This is a genomic window from Actinokineospora sp., from assembly GCF_050699995.1.
In the GTDB taxonomy this organism is placed as follows: Bacteria; Actinomycetota; Actinomycetes; order Mycobacteriales; family Pseudonocardiaceae; genus Actinokineospora.
On record NZ_JBOHGC010000474.1, the window covers coordinates 1 to 20,167 of the forward strand.

A 20,167-nucleotide genomic window follows, 5' to 3' on the forward strand; every position below is an offset into this window, starting at 1 on the left:
GTGTCGCCCGGGCCTTCGTCGTCAGTGGATCAGTTGCGGCGCAGGACCGCGTTGCGGATGCGCGGGACACCCAGCAGCAGACCACCGCTGAGCAGCAGCGCGGCGCCGAGGAAGATCATCCAGCCGACGTCCGCACCGGTGTCGGGGAGCTCGCTGCCATCGGACGGCGACACGGCGCCGGCGGGCTTCGGGGTGGTCGTCGAGCCAGCCGGAGCGTTCGTCGTGCTGCTCGGCGATGTCGAGGAAGTCGGCTCCTCGGGCTCCGTCGGCTCGCTGGGCTCGGTCGGCTCTTCCTCGTCGACCTCGACGCCACAGGCGAACCAGTGGCTGATGTCGGCGAAGTCCTTGGTGTTGCCCTTGGGGTACGGCGCGTGCAACTTCTCCCACGGCATCGCACCGAGCTTGTCGGCTGAGTACTTGTTGTATCCGTCGCCGCCCTTGACGACCACGCCGACCAGCTTGATGCCCTCGGGCACGTCCTCTTCGGTGATGTCGATGAACGTCTTCTTGGGCGGGTTCTCTTCGCCGAAGACGAAGTTGCTGCCTTCCCACAGGTCCGAGCAGGACTTGTGGGTGATGTTCTTCTCGAAGTACTCGGCGCGGGTGTCGCTGGCGGGGGGCGGGCCTTCCTGGGCGCCGGCGGTGCCCGCGAAGGCCAGCAGAGAGGCCGCAGTGACGGCCGTGAACGTAAGCGACGCGACAAACCTGCGCATGTGTGAACTCCCAGAGTGACCACTGCCCCGACGACTGGGCATTTCTACACCCAAACGGACGAGGTCACTACGCCGGTATGCCATCGAGCGTGTTCGTGTTCTTCCCGTTGCCGATTAGAGATCTTTCAAAGCGTCTTCGACCGCCCGGTGGAAGGTGGGATAAGCGAAGATCATCCGCCGCAGTGCGCTGACCTGGACCTCCGCATGCACCGCGAGCGTCAGCAGGCCGAGGACCTCGCCGCCGGTCGGACCTACCGAGGTCGCGCCCACAAGAACTCCACGATCGGCGTCGGCGACCAGCTTGACCAGGCCTTCGTTGCCGATCTTGTGGATCCAGCCGCGCGCTGACGATTCGATCTTGGCGACCCCGGTGCGGACGCTGATACCGGCTTCGCGGGCGGCGGACTCGGTCAGGCCGACCGAACCGACCTCGGGATCGGTGAATGTCACCCTCGGCACCGCCCGGTAGTTCGCGCCGGGGGAGTCCTCGCCGAGGATGTCGGCGACCGCGATGCCCGCCTGGTACATCGACATGTGGGTGAACGCGCCCTCGCCGACGACGTCGCCGATCGCCCACACGCCGTCGGCCGCCCGCAGGTGTTCGTCGACCTTGATGCCTTTGGCCCAGTCGTCGAGCCCGACGGCGGCGACACCCAATGCGGCCAGGTCGGTTCGGCGGCCCGCGGCGACGAGGAGCCGGTGGGCGGAGAGCGGGTCGGCGCCGTCGAACTCAAGCGTGAACCGCTCGCCGTCGTGGCTCGCGGAGGTGATCTTCGCTCCGGTGCGCACGGTGATCCCCTCGGCGGCGAACCGCTCGGCGATCAGCGCCCCCGCTTCGGGCTCGTCGAGCCCCAACAGCCGGTCCTGCGCCTCGACCACCGTGACGTCCGCGCCGAAGCGGGCGAAAACCTGGGCGAACTCGCAGCCCACCGGGCCGCCGCCGAGCACGATCAGCGACTCGGGGACCTCTTCGACGGCGACCGCTTCGCGGTTGGTCCAGTGCGGGGTGTCGGCCAGCCCCGGCACGGGTGGCAGCACCGGCTCGGTGCCCGGGTTGAGCACGATCCCCTTGCGGGCGGTGACCCGTTCCTCGCCCGACGGGGTGGACACGTCGAGTTCGCCGGGGCCGGTGATCCGCGCGCGGCCGCGCAGGAACCGAGCCCCCGCCTTCGTGAGCCGCCGCACCGCCACGGTGTCATCCCAGTCGTCCGTGGCCTCTTCGCGGATGCGCTTGGCGACCGGTGCCCAGTCCGGGCGCACCCCGGCGGACCCGGCCAGGTCGGCGACCCGACGAGCCTCGGTGAGGGCATCGGCGGCGCGGATCATCATCTTCGTCGGCACACACGCGTAGTACGGGCACTCGCCACCGACCAGCCGGGCTTCGATCCCCACGACCGACAGGCCCGCCTCGGCCAGCCGCGTGGCCACGGATTCGCCGCCGGGTCCGAGACCGACCACGGCGATGTCGACGGTGAGAGCCATCTGTGTCCACCCTTCTGGAACCAACACTCCACCACGGCCGCCCGCTCCCGCAGGTCCGCTAGCGCACCCGCACGAACTCGTGGCTGTCGCGGATCTCCCGGTTGAGGAACGCGCCGGCACTGGGCGCGGACATCAACGCCCAGTACAGCCGCTTGGCCACCCCCAGGTACTGGTAGACGTTGCCGTTGCGGAATTCGACCTCGAGGGTCTCCGTGGTCGCGTCGTAGCCCACCGACGCGACACTCGCCGAAGCGAGAGCCTGTCTGCGCATCTTCCCCGCCCACGATTCGATCTCGGTGTCTCACCGATACCTTGCCACCGAACACCTGATGCGTCTGCCTCACTTCATGACCTGTGGACAACCCTGACGGCACGTTCGGCGTCCCTGTGGATGAACGGCCCGCCCGGGCCGCCGATCGGCATACGCTGGTTTCCGGCGCACCCGGCGCCGCCTTGAGAGGAGCTGTACTCGAAGTGCTGGACCTCGCGGCTTCCCTGCTGTCGTTCGCGCACAGCCTTTTCGGGCCGGGGCTCTGCCCCGGCGACTGGGTCTGGGCGACGAGCACGGCCGGAGCGCTGATCGCGCTGTTGCCGATCATCGGCTCGGTGACGGTCGCGCTGGCCCGCAAGGGCACCGGCAACCTCTACAACGCGGTCACCTACGGGGTGTTCGGCGCGATCGGCGCGTTCTTCGCGTTCCTGATGCCGTGGTTGTTGTTCAACGGTGTGAGCGGGGTCTTCCGCGGTGTCTTCACCAAGGACCCGACGGTCACGCTCGTCGGATCCGACAGCATGGACGACGAATACTGCTGGGTCGCCGCCCAGGACGAGTACCTCGGTGGTGGGGCCAACGTCTACGAGGTCATCTTCCACAAGTTCGAGGACACCCCGGTCTTCCTGCTGCGACTGGTCTTCCTCGTGGTCGTTCCCGCGATCTGCCTGCTGTTCGTGATCCTGCAGGCCCGCGCCGCGACCCGCCGCGGCCCGCGCTGGGTGAGCAGGCTGGTCTGGGTTCCCTTCGCACTGATGATCGCGCTGAGCGTGCCCGTCGAGGCCAACACCGCGTCCCACCTGTGGCTGGGTTTCCTGCCGATCTCGGTGCTCGGACTGGTCCCGGTCTACGTGATCGGGCCGCCGAGCTGGTCGACGATCGAGCGCAGCCACCAGAAGCCGGAGTCCGCCCCGCCGCAGCCCTCTGGCATGGGCCCGCACCCGCAGACCCCGCCGCGGCCGACGCCGCAGCAGCTGAACAACCAGCCCAACAAGCCGGTGCCGCCCTATGTGCCGCCCGCGCCGCCGCCGCCGTACCAAGCGCCCGCGCACGTCCCGGGCTATCCGCCGCAGGTTCCGGTGAAGCCGGTGCAGAAACCCGCGCCCTACGTGCCGCCGGCGCTCAACCCCACGCTGCACGACCCCAATCCCGAAGGCCTCGGCGCGATGGCGCGGCTCGCCGCCGACCCGGGCCCGCTGCCGTTCGCACCGCGCTCGGCCCCACCGCCCCCACCGCCGGTCAAGCCGTCCGGCAGCCGCTTCCGCAAGGTCCGGGCCCTGGGTCAGGGCGGGTTCGGCACGGTGTGGCTGGCCGTCGACACCCAGCTCGACCGCACGGTCGCGGTGAAGATGGCGCACGCCCCCGACGCCGAGACCGAAGAGCGGATGCTGCGTGAGGCCAGGGCGCTCGCGGCGGTCCACCACCCGAACTGCGTGCGGGTCTACGACATCGTGTCCGAGCCCGAGGGCCTCGGCCTGGTCATGGAGTACATCGAGGGCCAACCCCTCGCCGACCGCGTCGCCACCGGCGGCCCGCTCGACGACCTGGCCGTCGCCCGACTGTGGATCACCATGGCGGGCGCACTGTCCGCCGCCCACGCCAAGGGCGTGCTGCACCGCGACGTCAAGCCGTCCAACGTGATCATCGACCCGGACGGCAATGCCCACCTGATCGACTTCGGCATCGCCCGCTCCCAGGGCGACTCCACCCTGACCGCCACGGGAATGATGGTCGGCACCCCGGACTTCCTCGCCTCGGAAACCGCCGCCGGCGCCAACGCCACCCCGGCGTCGGACGCCTGGCAGCTGGCGGCCACCGTGAGCTTCGCCCTGACCGGCAAACCCCCACGCGGCACCCGCGAGAACGCGATGGCCGCCCTGATGGCCGCCGCGAAGGGTGAACCCGTCACACAGACACCGCAGCAAAGCGCCCACCGCAGGCTGCTGCTGGCCTCCCTCGACAACGAACCGGCCCGCCGCCCGACGCTGCGCGCGGTCGCCCGCGAACTCAGCGACTGGATGGCAAGGGAAGGCCACACGGAGACGGGCCCGGTGACCCAGATCGTCCGCCGCGACGAGATCGACAAGGTGGACCGCACCCGACACCTGCCCGGATAGCGATCACGCAACGCCCCATACAAGCTCGGATAGACGCTTATCGGGGTGTCGCGAAGTTTCGGCGGTAGTCCTTCGGTGAGACACCGACGATCTTCTGGAAGTGGTGCCGCAGCAACGCGCCCGTCGCGAACCCGCAGCGGTGCGCCACGTCGTCCACGGACGCCGAGGTCTCCTCCAGCAGCGTCCGGGCGTGCAGCACCCGCTGCATCGACAGCCATTTCAGCGGTGTCGTCCCGGTCTCGGCGACGAAGCGGCGGGCGAAGGTGCGTTCCGACATCCGTGCGCGGTCGGCGAGCGCGGCCACCGAGTGGTCCTCGGCCAGGTTCTCCACCATCCAGGTGAGGATCGGCGTCAGGCTGTCGCCGGTGCACTCGGGCACCGGCAGTTCCACGTACTGCCGCTGACCGCCGTCGCGCTGTGGGGCCACGACCATCCGGCGGGCGATGGCGGTCGCGACAGCTGAGCCCATCTCCCGGCGGACCAGGTGCAGGCAGGCATCGATGCCCGCGGCTGTTCCGGCGCTGGTGATGATGTCTCCGTCGTCGACGAACAGGACATCCGGGTCGACCTTGGCCAGCGGGAACCGCTCGGCGAGCAGGCTCGCGTGCCGCCAGTGGGTGGTGCAGCGGCGCTGGTCGAGCAGGCCGGTGGCGCCGAGCAGGAAGGCGCCGCTGCAGACGGACAGGATCGTGGAGCCGGCCGCGTGGGCCGCGCGGAGGGCGTCGAGGACGGCGGGCGGGTAGGAGTCGCGGATCTGACACGCGGGCAGGGCGATCAGGTCGACGCCTTGCAGGGCGGACAGGTCCAGGGGCGGGATCATCGGCACACCAACGCTTGATGTGACCGGCTTGCCCGCCACCTCCCCGCACACGCGGAACTCCACGGGCGGCACGCCGTCGTCGGTTCGGTCGATCCCGAACACCTCGCAGATCACGCCGAACTCGAACGGCGCGAAGCCGTCGATCAGCACTGCCGCCACGCTCTTCAGCATGCCTGGAGACTAGCTGGCAGGATTTTGTCGCACAAGGTCAGTTCTGCCACTGGTGGCAGTAATGAGTGCAGCGCAAACTTAGTGCCATGGAAATCGTACTCATCGCCCTCGCCGCCCTTCTGGTCTACGGACTGGACCGCAACCACCACCGACAGCCCGAACCGCGGCCGCGCCTGGCAGGCCGGTCCGACATCGAAGACCGCGACCTCGTCCGGGTCGCCGCCGACCTCCGCACCGCGCGGCCCGAGCCGCGTGAGCGCCCTACCGCCAGGACGGCAGCCAGAGTTCGGCTTGCCATCGGGCCTCGGTGATCGAGTCACCGTTGAGGATCGGCCAGAGCCAGACGAAGTTGGCCACCACCAAGCCCACATACAGCGCGACGACCAGGAGACCGGTGCCCCGCCGCTCGGCCCCGTCCCGAGCCCGGCCCAGGATGTGGCCGAGAGGCAGCACCAGCCCCAGCACCAGGAACGCCGCCATCGGCGTGACGTAGAAGAAGTACATCTGCCGGTCGAGGTTGACGAACCAGGGCAGCAGGCCCGCCAGGTACGCGGTGATGACCGCGGCGTAGCGCCAGTCGAGCCGCGCCACCATCCGCCACAGGCCCCACGACAGCATCGGCAGCGCGAGCCACCACAGAGCGGGCGTGCCGATCAGCATCGTGGCGGCGACGCACTTCGCCTCGCCGCAGCCCAGGGTGGAGCCCTCGTAGTAATAGAGCATCGGCCGCAGGCCCATCGGCCACGTCCACGGCTTCGACTCCCACGGGTGCTGCTTGTCCGGGTTCGTCACCAGCTCGCTGTGGAACTTCAGGACATGCTCGTGGTATTGGAACAGCGACCCGAACGCGCCCTTGATGACGCCCCACGGCCCGCTGTCGTCGGTCGGCTCCAGGTGCCGGTCGATCCCGGTCTCGCTGCCGAACCAGCCCCACCACGTCGACAAATACGCGAGCGCCGCGACACCGACGAACGCCCACAGCGCGGGCAGCAGGTCGCGCAGCGCGGTGCCGATCCACGGGTGCCGAACACCCGCGGCGCGCCGGGCGGTCACGTCGAACAGGACCGTGAGCAGCCCGAACGCGGCGATGAAGTACAGCCCGGACCACTTGACGCCGAACGCCAGGCCGAGCAGCACGCCGCTCAGCAGCCGGAACCAGCGGACCCCCAGCCGAGGCCCGTACGCGGACTCGCCCGCCCAGCCCTCCGCGACCGCGACCGCGAGCCGTGACCTGACTTGGTCGCGGTCGACCAGCAGCGCGGCGAACGCGGCCAGGATGAAGAACGCGAGGAAGATGTCGAGCATCCCCATCCGCGACTGCAGGTGGGACACGCCGTCGCAGATCAGCAGGATTCCGGCGATCGCGCCGAGCAGTGTCGACCTGGTCAGCCGCCGGGCGACGCGGATGATCAGCACGACCATCAGCGCACCGGCGAGCGCCGCGGTGAACCGCCAGCCCCACCCGTTGTAGCCGAAGATCGCCTCGCCGAACGCGATGAGCGCCTTGCCCAGCGGCGGGTGGACGGTCAACTCGTAACCGGGGTTGTCCTCGAACCACCCGTTGCGCAGCATCTGCCACGCCTGCGGCACGTAGTGCTTCTCATCGAAGACGGGGGTGCCGTTGTCGGTGGGGTTGCCGAGGTTCTGGAACCGGAGGAACCCGCCGACCAGCCCGAGGACGGCGGTGACGATCCAGCCGCGCAGTCGGTCGGTCGGCATCGGCTTGCCCAACAGCCGGTCGCGTACCGACTCGGTGGCGTCGGCTTGCCGAGGCGCCGGGTCCGGACCGACCCGGTCGGCCTCGTCTTCGGCTACGAGAAGGCTCACGAGGGGAGATGGTAGGGCGCGACGTGTTATCCCCGCGTCGGGATGGCCGAGATCCTGCGAACTCACTCACAGAATGGGGAGGTGAAGCGGCGGCTATTGTGCGCCCGTGACTCACAGACCCAGGTGGTCCTACGTGCTCCTGCGCGCAGGAGTGTCCATGTTCACCATCATCGTCGGCTCGTTCGTGGGCTCGTTTGTGGTGACTGGCGCTTTGGAGCTGGACAGTATCCAGATCTTCGCGTCGGCATTCGCGGTCCTGCTTTCGGCGGCCGTGATCTTCACGCTGCGGGGGCGCACCCTGTTGGTCCGCGACGACAGCGTGATCATCCAGCGGGACCGCGCGATGATCACCCTGGCGTGGTCGGACTTCGTCGGGGTGACCCAGCGCTCCTGGGGACCGATGACGATCGACACGCTGGAATTCACCGGCGGCCTGATGATCCCCGAAGATCCGTACCGGGGGTTCTCGCCGGGCATGGAGAAGCGCCTGCGCAAGGAACGGGCCGACCGCGCCTTCGAGCCCGGCATGTACTTCGCGGACTGGCGCGCGAGCGAGCTTGGCTCCGTGGTGGTCACCCTCCGCAAGTAGGCTTCGCTGATGCTCGTTCTCGCCGCGACCCCCCTGGGTGACTCCCGTGACGCGTCCCCAAGGCTGGTCGCGGCGTTCACCAACGCCGACGTCATCGCCGCCGAGGACACTCGCCGCACCAGAAACCTGATCAGCGCCCTCGGGGTCACCCCCACAGGCCGGATGGTCAGCTTCTACGACGCCGTGGAGACCAGCCGCATCGCCGGTCTGGTCGAGGCGATCCAGGAGGGCAAGTCCGTCCTGCTGGTGACCGACGCCGGGATGCCCAGCGTCTCCGATCCCGGGTATCGTCTGGTCGCCGCGTGTGTGGAGGCCGATCTGCCGATCACCTGCCTGCCCGGCCCGTCCGCGGTCACGACCGCGCTGGCCTTGTCCGGGCTGCCCTGTGACCGCTTCTGCTTCGAGGGGTTCGCCCCGCGCAAGCCGGGGGAGCGGCGCAAGTGGCTTGCCGCGCTGGCGACCGAGCCGCGCACCGCTGTCTTCTTCGAATCACCGCACCGCATCGCGAGCCTGCTCGCCGACGCCGCCGAGGTGCTCGGCGCCGACCGGCGGGCCGCGGTGTGCCGGGAGCTGACCAAGACCTACGAAGAGGTCCGCCGCGGCGGGCTCGCCGAGCTGGCCAAGTGGGCCGAGGACGGTGTGCGCGGTGAGATCACCGTCGTCCTCTCCGGCGCCGAACCCGTCGAGACCCCCGACCTGGCGACCCTCGTCGAACAGGTCCGTGAACTGGCCGCGGCGGGCACCCGGCTGAAGGAGGCGGCCGCCGAGGTCGCCGCCGAGCACGGGGTGAGCAAGAAGTCCCTCTACGACGCGGCGGTCGCCAAATGATCGAGGTGGGCGAGACGACGCTGGTCTCCCAGATCACCGGCCACGAGTCGACCAACCTGACCGCCGAGCGCTACGGCATCCACGCCACCGACCTCGGCATCATGTGGGACGACAGCGCGGGCCGCACCTTCGTCGTCTTCGGCGACACCTACGGCCCCGGCTGGCGGGGCGACGGCGCGGGGACCGACGACGACACCGACTGGCGCTGCAACGTCCTCGCCATCGTCGCCGAACGGGACCTCGACCACGGTCTCAAGATCGAGTCCGTGATCGCCCAGGACGACGGCATGGCCCGGCAGATCCTCGACCGCGACGCCGAGAGCGTCGAGGAGACGGTGATCCCCTGCGCGGGCATCGAGATCGACGGCGTCCACTACCTGCACTACATGTCCGTGCGGAACTGGGGACCGCAGGGCAAGTGGGTGACGAACTACGCGGGCATCGCCTTCTCCCGCGACGGCGGCCGCACCTGGGACAAGCCGTGGCGCTCCCGGTGGATCAACCGCGCCGAGCACGACCACCCGTTCCAGATGGGGGCCTTCGCCCAGCAGGGGGAGCACCTCTATCTCCTGGGCACCCCGAACGGCCGCTGGGGGGACACCCACCTGGCCCGCGTGTCCACAAAGGACATCCTGGAGCCGTCCGCGTACGAGTACTGGACCGGCGAGAGTTGGCACCCGAAGGACCCGTTCGCCGCGAAGCCCGTGTTCACCGGCCCGGTCGCCGAGCTGTCCGTGCTCTACAGCACCCACTTCGGGTGCTGGCTCGCGCTGCACCTCGACGAGTCGAAGGCCGCCATCGTCCTGCGCACCGCGCGCGAGCTGACCGGGCCGTGGACCGACGGCCAGGTCGTCGCCGACGGTGAGCGCTACCCGGGCCTCTACGGCGGGTTCCTGCACCCGGAGTCGGCCAACGGGCCGGTCATCTACTACGCCATGTCGCGCTGGTCGCCCTACAACGTGTACTTGATGCGCACGACGCTGAACTAGACCCGGCAACCTCCGTGCACCCGCCCGGACCGACGTCCGTACGCTAACCGGTCATGAGCGCCCCCGTGTTGACCGCGGTGGCCTGGCCCTACGCCAACGGCCCCCGCCATATCGGTCACGTCTCCGGATTCGGTGTCCCTTCGGACGTCTTCTCCCGCTACATGCGAATGTCCGGTCACCGGGTGCTCATGGTCAGCGGAACGGACGAACACGGCACCCCGATCTCGGTGCAGGCCGACAAAGAAGGCCTGACCACCCGCCAGCTCGCCGACAAGTACAACCGTGTGATCGCCGAGGACCTGCAGGGTCTTGGGCTGTCCTATGACCTGTTCACCCGCACGACCACGGGCAACCACTACCAGGTCGTGCAGGAGCTGTTCCTCGCGCTGCACCGCAACGGGTACGTGCAGGCCAAGACCCAGATGGGCGCGATCAGCCCGTCCACCGGCCGCACCCTGCCCGACCGCTACATCGAGGGCACCTGCCCGATCTGCGGCTACGACGGCGCGCGCGGCGACCAGTGCGACAACTGCGGCAACCAGCTCGACCCGATCGACCTGAAGAACCCCCGCTCGAAGATCAACGGCGAGGTGCCGAAGTTCGTCGAGACCGAGCACCTGTTCCTCGACCTGCCGTCGTTCGCGGGCGCGCTGGGCTCGTGGCTGTCCACCCGCACCGGGTGGCGGCCGAACGTGCTCAAGTTCAGCGAGAACCTGCTCGGCGACATGCGCCCCCGCGCGATCACCCGCGACATCGACTGGGGTGTCCCGGTCCCGCTCGACGGGTGGCGCGACGCGCCGATGAAGAAGTTCTACGTCTGGTTCGACGCGGTGATCGGCTACCTGTCGGCCAGCGTCGAGTGGGCCCGCCGCACCGGCGACGCCGACGCCTGGAAGGAGTTCTGGACCGACCCGGCCCAGGGCTACTACTTCATGGGCAAGGACAACATCGTTTTCCACTCGCTGATCTGGCCGTCCTTGCTGCTCGGGCAGAACGGCGAGGGCGACAAGGGCGGACAGCCCGGCGCGTTCGGCAAGCTGAACCTGCCGACAGAGGTCGTCTCCAGCGAGTTCCTCACCATGAGCGGCTCGAAGTTCTCCACCTCGCGCGGCACCGTGATCTATGTCCGGGACTTCCTCAAGGAGTTCGGCCCCGACACGCTGCGGTACTTCATCTCGGTCGCGGGCCCGGAGAACCAGGACACCGACTTCACCTGGGACGAGTTCGTCCGGCGCAGCAACTTCGAGCTGGCCAACGAGTGGGGCAACCTGGTCAACCGGTCGATCTCGATGGCGCACAAGAACGTGGGCGCCATCCCGACCCCGACCGCGCCCACGGCCGCCGACGCGGAACTCAAGGCGTTGGCGCGCAAGGCTTTCGACACCGTCGGCGACAACCTGCGGCGCTCGCGCTTCAAGGCCGCTGCCACCGAGGCCATGCGCGTTGTCGGCGCGGCGAACAAGTACCTGTCCGATGAGGAGCCCTGGAAGCGCAAGGACGACCCGGAGCGCCGGGACACGATCCTGCACACCGCGCTGCAGGTCGTCTCCGACGCGAACACGCTGCTCACGCCGTTCCTGCCGCACTCGGCGCAGAAGATCCACGAGGCGCTGGGCGGCAAGGGTGTCTGGTCCTCGCAGCCGGAGATCCGCGAGGTCACCGACCTTGACGATCCGAGCCTGCAGTACCCGGTTCTGACCGGGGACTACGCCAGTGACCAGGCCAAATGGGAGTCGGTGGACATCGAGGTGGGCCGGCCGCTGGACAAGCCCTCGCCGCTGTTCGCCAAGCTCGACGCCGAACTCGGCGAGACCGGTCCGGACTGGGCGCCGATCGTCAAGTGACGCCACGCAAGGGCGAGCTTCCACCGGTGCCGGAACCGCTTCCGGCACCGGTGGTCGACGCCCACACGCACCTGGATGCCTGTGGTGCCAAGGACTTGGCGTCGGTCGTCGAGGTGCTCGACCGCGCGTCGTCGGTCGGCGTCGACCGGGTGATCACGGTGGCCGACGACCTCCACTCGGCGGTCTGGGCGGCTGAGGCGTCCACTTGGGACTCACGGGTGTTCGCCGCCGTCGCGGTGCACCCGACGCGGACCGCGAACTTCACCGACTCGGACAAAGCGGTCATTGAGGACTTGGCGCGGCGGCCCAGGGTTGTCGCCGTCGGTGAAACCGGCCTCGACTACTACTGGGACTACTCGCCCCGGGACGCGCAGGAAGAGGCGTTCCGCTGGCACATCGACCTGGCCAAGCGGGTCGGCAAGCCGCTGATGATCCACGACCGCGACGCGCACGAGGACATCCTGCGGGCGCTGACTGAAGAAGGTCCACCCGAAACGGTGGTTTTCCACTGTTTTTCGGGTGACCTCGGCTTTGCGCGTCGCTGCGTCGATCAAGGTTTCGTATTGTCCTTCGCGGGACCGGTCACGTTCCGCAACGCGAAGGCGCTGCGCGAGGCGGCCGCTTTCGTGCCGCTGGAACAACTCCTGGTGGAGACGGACGCGCCTTTCCTCACGCCTCACCCCTTTCGGGGTCGCCCGAACGAGCCGTACTGCGTCGCGTACACCGTGCGCGACCTTGCGGACCTGCGCGGCATCGATGTGGCCGAACTCGCAAACTCTGTGTCCACAACCGCAAATCGCGTGTTTCGGTTGCTCGATGTGACATCGGACCTTCCGGGCGGTGAGCAATTGCGCTGAATGGGGGAACGATTGCGCCGACTGTGATGTGACAGGACTCACGACATTGCTGGATGTGTTTGCGCAACCCACCGGCGCTCGTTACTGTCCCGTGACCGAACGACCTGAGGCAGCTCCCTGTCTCGGATCAATCCGGAGCTTTGCAATGTGGGGAACGCGGCTCCCGCCTCCTGGAGGAATGGATCCTGTGAGCGGTAAACAGACCGACGGCTTCACCGCCGACACCGACTGGTTCACGCCGGTCACCGTCGGCACGGAAGGCCACGACGGGGACTTCACGGCGTGGCGTTCCGAGTTCCCGTCCGAGGACTACGACACGGGTTACTCGCCGTCGCTGAGCATCACCGACCACGATGTCCGCTACGCGCTCGGCCCGCAGGCCGACGAGATCATGGCGCACGCCGGTGTCGACGTCGAAGAGCTGATCAGGCTCGTCAACGCCGAGACCACGGTCCTGCCGGTCATCCCCGACGAGGTGTCCTCCGGCCCGCGGCTGCTCACCGTCGAGGACGAGCCCGCTCCCGGACTCATCACGGCGGTCAGACGGTGGAAGGCCTCGTTCCTCAAGGCCACCATCGCCGCGGTACTCGTGAGCCTGGTCGGCGGCGGCGCCGCGGCCATCGCGATGAACAACTCCGTCACCGTCGATGTGGACGGCCAGACCCGCCAGATCAACACCTACGCCGACACCGTCGGTGAAGTGCTGGAAGAGGAAGGCATCAACATCGGCGAGCACGACTCGCTGAGCCCGTCCCCGACCGCCGAGGTCGGCGACGACGGCAAGATCGTCCTCCAGCGCGGCCGTCAGCTGCACCTCACCGTCGACGGTGAGAAGCGCGACGCCTGGGTCCGCGCCACCACGCTCGGCGAGGCCCTCAAGCAGGCCAATGCCCCCGTCGCGGGCGCCTGGATCTCCGCGGGCAACGACTCGCACGTGCCGCTGGAAGGCATGGCCGTCGAGATCAAGACCGCGAAGGCGATCACCCTCTTCGACGGCGGCAACGCCCCCGCGCCGATCACCACGAACGCCGTCACCGTGCAGGAACTCCTCGACGAGCTGAAGCTGACGCTCGGACCCGAGGACGCGATCACCCCCGGCGGCGACCTCAAGATCACCTCCGGTGCCGAGGTCCGGATCAGCCGCACCGGCGTGACGGTGGTCAACCTGACCGAGCCCGTCGCGCCCCCGGTGCAGAAGATCGACGACCCGGAGATGGACAAGGGCAAGGAAACGATCGTCGACCCGGGTGCCCCCGGCGAGCGCATCGCGACCTACCGCATCACCCAGAAAAACGGCAAGGAAGTCAAGCGCGAGGAAATCGGCGCGAAGGAAACCATCGCGCCGAAGCCGAAGATCGTGAAGGTCGGCACCAAGAAGCCCCCCGTCCCGGTCATCCCGGACGGCGAGGTCTGGGACCGGCTCGCGCACTGCGAGGCCACCGGCAACTGGGCCATCAACACCGGCAACGGCTACTACGGCGGCCTGCAGTTCAACAAGGGCACCTGGGACGCCTACGGCGGCAGCCAGTACGCCGCGTACCCGCACCAGGCGACCCGCGAGCAGCAGATCGCCATCGCCACCAAGCTCCGCGATGCCCGAGGCGGCTACAGCGCTTGGCCGCACTGCGCCAGCAAGCTCGGACTGCCCCGCTAACCACCTACCACCGAGAACGGCCGCCCAAACCGGGTGGCCGTTCTTGTTTAGTGACCGTGATCACATCCCACGCATAAGTGCGTCAACCCCCCGCCGGCGCAAACCCCACCCGCCCTGGGGGCCTGCCCTTGGCCAGTCTATCGGCGAGGGGCGACATCCAGGCCGATGTGGATCATGCCTGTGGATAACCCGAACGACGGCATTGCGTACGCTCAGCGGGTGACTCTCCTTGGCCCCGCGGACGTGCGAAAGCTCGCCGAACAGCTTGACGTCCGCCCGACCAAGAAGCTTGGCCAGAACTTCGTCCACGACCCCAACACGGTCCGCCGCATCGTCACCGTCGCCAAACTCACCGACGACGACATCGTGCTTGAGGTAGGCCCCGGCCTCGGTTCGCTGACCCTCGCCCTACTCCCGGCCTGCAAAGCGCTGCTGGCCGTCGAGATCGACCCGGTCCTGGCCAAGCAGCTCCCGACGACGGTCGCCGAGCGCGCCCCGGAGCTCAAAGACCGCCTGCACGTTCTCGAAGCCGACGCCATGCGGGTCCGGGCCGACCAACTCCCGGCGGCGCCCACCGCTCTCGTGGCGAACCTGCCGTACAACGTCGCCGTTCCCGTGGTCCTGCACCTCCTCGCCGAGTTGCCGTCGCTGCGCACGGTGCTGGTCATGGTCCAGGCCGAGGTGGCCGACCGGATGGCCGCCGGACCCGGCAGCAAGGTCTACGGCGTCCCGAGCGTCAAGGTCGCCTGGTACTCGGAGGCGAAACGGGTCGCCACGGTGCCGCGATCGGTGTTCTGGCCCGTGCCCAACGTCGACTCCGCGCTGGTCCTCATGACCCGCCGCGAGACGCCCGAGGCCGATCGGCAGACCGTCTTCGCCGTCGTAGACGCGGCCTTCGCGCAGCGGCGCAAGACGCTGCGGGCGGCGCTGAGCGGCTGGGCGGGCTCCGCCGCCCGCGCCGAAGAGATCCTTGTCACCGCGGGCGTCGACCCCGGATTGCGCGGCGAGCAGCTCACCGTGGACGACTTCGTCCGGATCGCCGCCCAGCGCTGAGGCTGGTGCCACCGCCAAAATGTGACGTTGCCCCTCTACTGCTATTGGCGGCTTGCGCGACACCCCCGTGATCGGGTGTACTCGTGGTGCATTCCATCCCGAGCGGCTGAGAGATCTGGCTCTGCGACGCCGCAGCAACCACCCATCGTTGGGCAGGTGCTACCGCCAGGAGCGATGGAGGAACTAGGCAAGATGGGAATCCTGACCAGCAGGCGAGTCATCGACCAATGCCGGCGGACCGTGACCGCATGTCGACGAATGTACGTAGCTAGCTAACTAGCGCACCCCAGCTCGTACTTTCGCCAGTCACCCCTCGACTTCACCTGTCCGAATTGTCCCCTTTGGACGTTCCGGCACGTGGGTCACGCCGCGTTGGAGAAGACCCATGATCACCGTTGAAAACCTCACCAAGTCCTTCCACGGCGACACCGGCCCGGTGCTCGCCCTCGAGAACGTCACCCTCGAGGTGCCCGCGGGCACGATCACCGGCGTCGTCGGCCCGCAGGGTTCCGGCAAGTCCACCCTCGCCCGCCTGGTCTCCCTGCAGGAACGCCCGGACAGCGGCGTCATCCGCGTCGAGGGCTACAACACCGCCGCCCTCGACCCACGCAGACTTCGGGCCGCGCGCAGGCGCATCGGCGTCATCCAGCACGGCGACCTGCTGCCGCAGCGCACCGCCGCGGGCAACATCGCCATCCCGCTGGAGCAGGCCGGGATCGACGGCCCGCAGCGCCGCGACCGGGTCGGCAAGCTGCTCGACCTCATCGGCCTCACCGACAAGGCCGCCACCTACCCCGACGCCCTGACCCCCGGCCAGCGCGCCAGGGTGTCCGTCGCCCGCGCCCTCGTCGGCGACCCGGGTCTGCTCCTCGCCGACGACCCCACGAAGGGGCTCGACGCCGACGCGACCGCCGGTGTCCTCGCCGTCCTCGACCGCGCCCGCGCCGAGCTGGGCTCGACCGTCCTCATCGCCACCAGCGACGCCGGCGTCGTCCGCCGCATCGCCGACGACGTCGCGCTGCTCTCGGCGGGCCGGATCCAGGAGAGCGGGCAGCTGCTCTCGCTGATCCAGAACCCGAACAGCCGGGTCGCGCGGACCCTGCTCCCCGAGATCGACGGCGTGCCCGCCGCGGGCAGGCACGACCGGGTCGCGGAAGTCATCCTGGTCGGCTTCGCCGCCGTCGGCGCGCTGCTGCCCGAGGCGGGCGCCCGCTTCGACTCGGCCATCTCCGTGGTCGGTGGCGGCCTGACCAGGGTCGGCGAGACCCCGGTCGCCCGGTTCCTCATCGGCGTCAACGGCGCCCGGGCCGACGCGGCCCTGGCCTGGATCGCCGAGCGCGGCGCCCTCGTGCACCAGCCCACCGTCACCCCGCACCTGCAGGCCGCCTGACCGTGACCCAGCCGCTCGACTCCGGGTTTCCGCGCCCGCGCCGCACCCCGTCGTTCCGGGCGCTGTCCGGAACATGGGACGCGCGAGCGTGGCCGTAGGCTTGCCGCGTGCTCGCTGTCGTTCCGCCACCGGTGACCGTCCGTGTGCCGTCCAAGGTGAACCTCCACCTTGCCGTCGGTGACCTCCGCCCGGACGGCTATCACGACCTGACCACGATCTTCCAGGCGCTCTCGCTGACCGACGAGGTCACGGTCGCGATCGCCGACGAGCCCGGCGTCGAGGTGCATGGCGAGGGCGCCGACGCGGTGCCCACGGGTGCGAGCAACCTCGCGTGGCGCGCGGTGCAGGAGTTGGCCAGGTACGTCGGGCGCGATCCGGACGAGCCCAAGATCCGGGTGGTCATCAACAAGGGCATCCCGGTGTCCGGCGGCATGGCGGGCGGCAGCGCCGACGCCGCCGCGACCCTGGTCGGCCTGGCGTCGCTGTGGCGGCTCGAAATCACCCGCGACGAGCTGGCGGGCATCTGCGCCAAGCTGGGCAGCGACGTGCCGTTCACGCTCTACGGCGGCACCGCGCTGGGCACCGGCCGCGGCGAGAAACTGGTCCCGGTGTTGTCCCGGCACACCTATCACTGGGTGCTGGCCTTCGACCGGCGCGGCCTGTCCACGCCGAAGGTGTTCACCGAACTCGACCGCCTGCGCGAGGAGGGCGACCCGCCGCGCATCGGCGCGGTCGAGCCCGTTCTGGAGGCGCTGGCCACCGGCGACCCGCGTCAGCTGGCGCTCCTGCTCGGCAACGACCTGCAGGCCGCCTCGGTGTCGCTGCGGCCCGGCCTGCGCCGCACCCTGCGGGCAGGCGTCAGCGCGGGAGCCCTGGCAGGCACCGTGTCCGGATCGGGCCCGACCTGCGCGTTCCTCTGCTCAGACGGTGAGTCGGCGTTGCGCGTGGCGGCTGAGTTGGCGGGCGCTGGCGTGTGCCGGACCGTCCGCGTTGCCCATGGCCCGCATCCGGGCGCCAGGGTGATCGGCGGAGACGAGACTCCCCGCCCGATCCCTCCCCAGGTCCACGCCTAGCGCTAGTAGCTCCAGCGCCAGCCCTTGACGTCGTCGGGCATGTTGTGCGGCTTGTAGGTGAGCACCCCGTGCTCACTGCTGGAGTCGATCAACACGACTCCGTAGTAGCCGGAATCGGCGAGGTAGAAATCGTCCGGCAGATACCGGTGCTGCGGCAGACAAGAGGTGAAGATGCCCCGGCCGGTGACCTTGCCTTCATTGTCTTCGGTGGCGAAATCCGTCGCGCTCATCCACCAGCCCCAGTCGGGCTGGTACTCCTGCGTCGTCTGCAACACGATCGTCGCGGCGAGGTAGTGGCCGTTGTTCGGCTCCAGGCTCCCCGGTTCCGTGCACTTGACGGGCTTGACGCTGTCGACCCACAGGTTCGCGAGCGTCGGGCTCCCATCCGAGCGAATGACGATCTGCCTGCCCAGGTCGGCGGCTTGCGTGGCCTCGTCACTCGGGCGTTCTTTGGAACACCCGGTAACGGTCAAGATCATTACCGCGATGGCGGCGGTGATCCGGATGCCGCAGCGAGCTACGGACATTTCACCTCCCAGTCGGTCGGACTGCCCGTCAATATAGGGGCATAGGGGGCTTTTCAAACCAATTGCACAGAGCGTGCTCAGACCGTTGCGCGATTGTCGGTGCGGCTGGGCGGACCGGTGGCCGCGCCCGGCCGGTTGGTAGCTTTGCCCTTCGCGAGCTTCATCCGATCCCGGCGAAAGTGCAGGTAGATGGCCAACCTGGTCAACCTGGAGAACGTCAGCAAGAGCTTCGGCGTCCGGCCCCTGCTCGACGAGGTGTCCCTGGGCGTCGGCCAAGGTGACCGGATCGGCGTCGTCGGGCTCAACGGCGGCGGCAAGACCACGCTGCTCGAGGTGCTGGCCGGAATCGAACCCGCGGACTCCGGCCGGGTCAGCCGGGTCCGTGACCTGCGGATGGCCGTGGTCACCCAGCGCACGGAGCTGCCGAAGGACTCGACCGTGCGGCACGCGGTCCTCGAACCCCTGGGCATCACCGAGGAGCACCAGTGGGCGGCCGACCCGCGCGCCCGCTCGATCCTCGAAGGCCTGGAGATCACCACGCTGGGCTTCGACAGCCCGGTCGACACCATGTCCGGCGGCGAGCGGCGCCGGGTCGCGCTGGCCGCGACCCTGGTGCAGGAGCTTGACCTGGTCATCCTCGACGAGCCGACCAACCACCTCGACGTCGAGGGTGTGCGCTGGCTCGCCGACCACCTGATCAGCCGGGGCACCGCGCTGGTGGTCGTCACCCACGACCGGTGGTTCCTCGACACGGTCTGCACGCGCACGTGGGAAGTCGTCAACGGCAAGGTCGAGCAGTACGAGGGCGGCTACGCGGACTGGATCTACGCCCGCGCCGAGCGCGGCAGGCTCGCCGACACCATCGAGGAGAAGCGCCGCAACCTCGCCCGCAAGGAGTTGGCCTGGCTGCGCCGCGGCGCCCCCGCGCGCACGTCGAAACCGCGCTACCGGATCGAGGCCGCCGAAGCGCTGATCTCCGACGTCCCGCCGCCGCGCGACAGTGTCGAGCTGCTGGCCTTCGCCAAGCGCAGGCTCGGCCGCACGGTGCTGGAGCTGGAGGACGTGTCCATCGCGGCGGGGGACAAGCCGATCCTCGACCACGAGACCTACCGCATCGGCCCGGGCGACCGGGTCGGCCTGGTCGGCGTCAACGGCTCGGGCAAGACGACGCTGCTGCGACTGCTCGCGGGTGATTCCGAGCCGTCGACCGGCAAACGGATCCAGGGCCAGACCGTGCGGCTCGCGCACCTGACCCAGGAGTTGCGTGAGCTGCCGCCCGAGCAGCGGGTCCTGGAGGCGATCGAGGAGGTCGCCCGCCGGGTGACTCTCGGCAAGCAGGACCTGTCGGCCTCGCAGCTCGCGGAGCGCTTCGGGTTCCCGGCGAACAAGCAGTGGACCCCGGTCGGCGACCTGTCCGGTGGCGAGCGGCGCAGGCTGCAGCTCGCCCGGCTGCTGATGGCCGAGCCGAACGTGCTGCTCCTCGACGAGCCGACGAACGACCTGGACATCGACACCCTGCAGCAGCTCGAAGACCTGCTCGACTCGTGGCCGGGCACCATGGTGGTGGTCTCCCACGACCGGTACTTGGTCGAGCGGGTCTGCGACTCGGTCGTCGCCCTGTTCGGCGACGGCAAGATCTCCCCGTTGATCGGCGGCATCGACGAGTACCTGCGCATCCGCACGGCCGCCATCACCGCCGCCGAGCCCCGCAAGTCCGGCGGCGGTCCCGCGACGAAGTCGAGCGCGACCGAGCGGCGGGCGGCGCAGAAGGAGCTGGCGAAGCTCGAACGCCAGATGCAGACGCTGACAACCAAGGAGAAGAAGCTCCACGCGGCGCTGGCCGAGGCCGCCACGGAGCCCGCGAAGCTGCTGGAACTCGACGCCGGGCTGCGCAAGGTCGTCGCGGACAAAGAAGAGGTCGAACTCCGGTGGTTGGAAGTCGCTGAACTAGCCGAGTAGGCC

General features: G+C 69.2%; 18 protein-coding genes and 1 riboswitch. Of the genes, 12 read left to right on the top strand and 6 right to left on the bottom strand.

Annotated features, from left to right (window positions below; all coding sequences use genetic code 11):
• Window positions 1-29: 29 nt before the first annotated feature.
• The 3 genes from ACRDSQ_RS23595 to ACRDSQ_RS23605 all read right to left on the bottom strand — a co-directional run bounded on the left by ACRDSQ_RS23595 (window position 30) and on the right by ACRDSQ_RS23605 (window position 2,466).
• On the bottom strand, window positions 30-713 hold the full coding sequence (locus ACRDSQ_RS23595; RefSeq protein ID WP_431424093.1) for an LPXTG cell wall anchor domain-containing protein: 684 nt from the start codon (window positions 711-713) through the stop codon (window positions 30-32).
• A gap of 114 nt (window positions 714-827) precedes the next feature.
• Window positions 828-2,195 carry a dihydrolipoyl dehydrogenase family protein gene (locus tag ACRDSQ_RS23600; protein ID WP_431424094.1) on the bottom strand — a complete coding sequence of 456 codons (1,368 nt, stop codon included), beginning with the start codon at window positions 2,193-2,195 and terminating at the stop codon, window positions 828-830.
• Window positions 2,196-2,253: 58 nt separating this feature from the next.
• A complete protein-coding gene (locus tag ACRDSQ_RS23605; protein ID WP_431424095.1) occupies window positions 2,254-2,466 on the bottom strand; it encodes a KTSC domain-containing protein in 213 nt (70 codons plus the stop codon).
• A 203-nt stretch (window positions 2,467-2,669) separates the two neighbouring features.
• Here ACRDSQ_RS23605 and ACRDSQ_RS23610 point away from each other — a divergent pair, with 203 nt between their 5' ends.
• Window positions 2,670-4,583 (top strand): serine/threonine-protein kinase, encoded by a 1,914-nt coding sequence (locus ACRDSQ_RS23610; protein WP_431424096.1) that lies wholly within the window; start codon window positions 2,670-2,672, stop codon window positions 4,581-4,583.
• 37 nt (window positions 4,584-4,620) lie between these two features.
• On the opposite strand, the gene ACRDSQ_RS23615 is transcribed toward ACRDSQ_RS23610, so the two are convergent.
• The gene (locus ACRDSQ_RS23615) at window positions 4,621-5,574 is read right to left on the bottom strand and encodes a GlxA family transcriptional regulator (RefSeq protein ID WP_431424098.1); all 954 of its coding nucleotides are present in this window, start codon (window positions 5,572-5,574) and stop codon (window positions 4,621-4,623) included.
• Between the two features lie 86 nt (window positions 5,575-5,660).
• Here ACRDSQ_RS23615 and ACRDSQ_RS23620 point away from each other — a divergent pair, with 86 nt between their 5' ends.
• Window positions 5,661-5,885: a hypothetical protein gene (locus ACRDSQ_RS23620; protein WP_431424099.1), complete on the top strand. Its 225-nt coding sequence runs from the start codon at window positions 5,661-5,663 to the stop codon at window positions 5,883-5,885.
• Here ACRDSQ_RS23620 and ACRDSQ_RS23625 read toward each other — a convergent pair.
• Window positions 5,836-7,401 (bottom strand): dolichyl-phosphate-mannose--protein mannosyltransferase, encoded by a 1,566-nt coding sequence (locus tag ACRDSQ_RS23625; protein ID WP_431424100.1) that lies wholly within the window; start codon window positions 7,399-7,401, stop codon window positions 5,836-5,838. The genes ACRDSQ_RS23620 and ACRDSQ_RS23625 overlap by 50 nt on opposite strands.
• A 157-nt stretch (window positions 7,402-7,558) precedes the next feature.
• On the opposite strand from ACRDSQ_RS23625, the gene ACRDSQ_RS23630 reads away from it, so the two are divergent.
• From ACRDSQ_RS23630 to ACRDSQ_RS23670, 9 genes are all read left to right on the top strand, one after another.
• Entirely contained in the window at window positions 7,559-7,990 is a 432-nt protein-coding gene (locus ACRDSQ_RS23630; protein WP_431424102.1) for a hypothetical protein, read from the top strand.
• Between the two features lie 9 nt (window positions 7,991-7,999).
• Window positions 8,000-8,818, top strand: coding sequence for a 16S rRNA (cytidine(1402)-2'-O)-methyltransferase (gene rsmI / locus ACRDSQ_RS23635; protein WP_431424103.1), 819 nt, complete (start codon window positions 8,000-8,002; stop codon window positions 8,816-8,818).
• On the top strand, window positions 8,815-9,807 hold the full coding sequence (locus tag ACRDSQ_RS23640) for a DUF4185 domain-containing protein (RefSeq protein WP_431424105.1): 993 nt from the start codon (window positions 8,815-8,817) through the stop codon (window positions 9,805-9,807). The genes rsmI and ACRDSQ_RS23640 overlap by 4 nt, the downstream gene beginning before the upstream one ends.
• A 53-nt stretch (window positions 9,808-9,860) precedes the next feature.
• Window positions 9,861-11,651: a methionine--tRNA ligase gene (metG, locus tag ACRDSQ_RS23645; protein WP_431424107.1), complete on the top strand. Its 1,791-nt coding sequence runs from the start codon at window positions 9,861-9,863 to the stop codon at window positions 11,649-11,651.
• Window positions 11,648-12,508 (top strand): TatD family hydrolase, encoded by an 861-nt coding sequence (locus ACRDSQ_RS23650; RefSeq protein ID WP_431424109.1) that lies wholly within the window; start codon window positions 11,648-11,650, stop codon window positions 12,506-12,508. Before metG ends, ACRDSQ_RS23650 begins: the two co-directional genes overlap by 4 nt.
• A 187-nt stretch (window positions 12,509-12,695) precedes the next feature.
• The gene (locus ACRDSQ_RS23655; protein ID WP_431424111.1) at window positions 12,696-14,162 is read left to right on the top strand and encodes a ubiquitin-like domain-containing protein; all 1,467 of its coding nucleotides are present in this window, start codon (window positions 12,696-12,698) and stop codon (window positions 14,160-14,162) included.
• Window positions 14,163-14,336: 174 nt separating this feature from the next.
• Window positions 14,337-15,215 carry a 16S rRNA (adenine(1518)-N(6)/adenine(1519)-N(6))-dimethyltransferase RsmA gene (gene rsmA, locus ACRDSQ_RS23660; protein WP_431424112.1) on the top strand — a complete coding sequence of 293 codons (879 nt, stop codon included), beginning with the start codon at window positions 14,337-14,339 and terminating at the stop codon, window positions 15,213-15,215.
• Window positions 15,216-15,305: 90 nt separating this feature from the next.
• A riboswitch (SAM riboswitch) is annotated at window positions 15,306-15,396 on the top strand.
• A gap of 204 nt (window positions 15,397-15,600) precedes the next feature.
• On the top strand, window positions 15,601-16,605 hold the full coding sequence (locus ACRDSQ_RS23665; RefSeq protein ID WP_431424114.1) for a methionine ABC transporter ATP-binding protein: 1,005 nt from the start codon (window positions 15,601-15,603) through the stop codon (window positions 16,603-16,605).
• Between the two features lie 107 nt (window positions 16,606-16,712).
• The gene (locus tag ACRDSQ_RS23670) at window positions 16,713-17,678 is read left to right on the top strand and encodes a 4-(cytidine 5'-diphospho)-2-C-methyl-D-erythritol kinase (protein ID WP_431424116.1); all 966 of its coding nucleotides are present in this window, start codon (window positions 16,713-16,715) and stop codon (window positions 17,676-17,678) included.
• Between the two features lie 2 nt (window positions 17,679-17,680).
• Here the strand turns inward: ACRDSQ_RS23670 and ACRDSQ_RS23675 are convergent, their stop codons facing one another.
• Complete coding sequence (locus tag ACRDSQ_RS23675) at window positions 17,681-18,205, bottom strand: hypothetical protein (RefSeq protein WP_431424118.1); 525 nt, start codon at window positions 18,203-18,205, stop codon at window positions 17,681-17,683.
• Window positions 18,206-18,394: 189 nt separating this feature from the next.
• Between ACRDSQ_RS23675 and ACRDSQ_RS23680 the strand changes: the two genes are divergently transcribed.
• Window positions 18,395-20,164: an ABC-F family ATP-binding cassette domain-containing protein gene (locus ACRDSQ_RS23680; RefSeq protein WP_431424119.1), complete on the top strand. Its 1,770-nt coding sequence runs from the start codon at window positions 18,395-18,397 to the stop codon at window positions 20,162-20,164.
• The last annotated feature ends 3 nt before the right edge of the window (window positions 20,165-20,167 follow it).

Excerpts from the sequence above, each read along its gene's own strand:
- ACRDSQ_RS23595 (WP_431424093.1), bottom strand. The coding sequence starts at position 713 with ATGCGCAGGTTTGTCGCGTCGCTTACGTTCACGGCCGTCACTGCGGCC.
- ACRDSQ_RS23600 (WP_431424094.1), bottom strand. The coding sequence starts at position 2,195 with ATGGCTCTCACCGTCGACATCGCCGTGGTCGGTCTCGGACCCGGCGGC.
- ACRDSQ_RS23605 (WP_431424095.1), bottom strand. The coding sequence starts at position 2,466 with ATGCGCAGACAGGCTCTCGCTTCGGCGAGTGTCGCGTCGGTGGGCTAC.
- ACRDSQ_RS23615 (WP_431424098.1), bottom strand. The coding sequence starts at position 5,574 with ATGCTGAAGAGCGTGGCGGCAGTGCTGATCGACGGCTTCGCGCCGTTC.
- ACRDSQ_RS23620 (WP_431424099.1), top strand. The coding sequence starts at position 5,661 with ATGGAAATCGTACTCATCGCCCTCGCCGCCCTTCTGGTCTACGGACTG.
- ACRDSQ_RS23630 (WP_431424102.1), top strand. The coding sequence starts at position 7,559 with ATGTTCACCATCATCGTCGGCTCGTTCGTGGGCTCGTTTGTGGTGACT.
- rsmI (WP_431424103.1), top strand. The coding sequence starts at position 8,000 with ATGCTCGTTCTCGCCGCGACCCCCCTGGGTGACTCCCGTGACGCGTCC.
- ACRDSQ_RS23640 (WP_431424105.1), top strand. The coding sequence starts at position 8,815 with ATGATCGAGGTGGGCGAGACGACGCTGGTCTCCCAGATCACCGGCCAC.
- metG (WP_431424107.1), top strand. The coding sequence starts at position 9,861 with ATGAGCGCCCCCGTGTTGACCGCGGTGGCCTGGCCCTACGCCAACGGC.
- rsmA (WP_431424112.1), top strand. The coding sequence starts at position 14,337 with ATGCCTGTGGATAACCCGAACGACGGCATTGCGTACGCTCAGCGGGTG.
- ACRDSQ_RS23665 (WP_431424114.1), top strand. The coding sequence starts at position 15,601 with ATGATCACCGTTGAAAACCTCACCAAGTCCTTCCACGGCGACACCGGC.
- ACRDSQ_RS23675 (WP_431424118.1), bottom strand. The coding sequence starts at position 18,205 with ATGTCCGTAGCTCGCTGCGGCATCCGGATCACCGCCGCCATCGCGGTA.
- ACRDSQ_RS23680 (WP_431424119.1), top strand. The coding sequence starts at position 18,395 with ATGGCCAACCTGGTCAACCTGGAGAACGTCAGCAAGAGCTTCGGCGTC.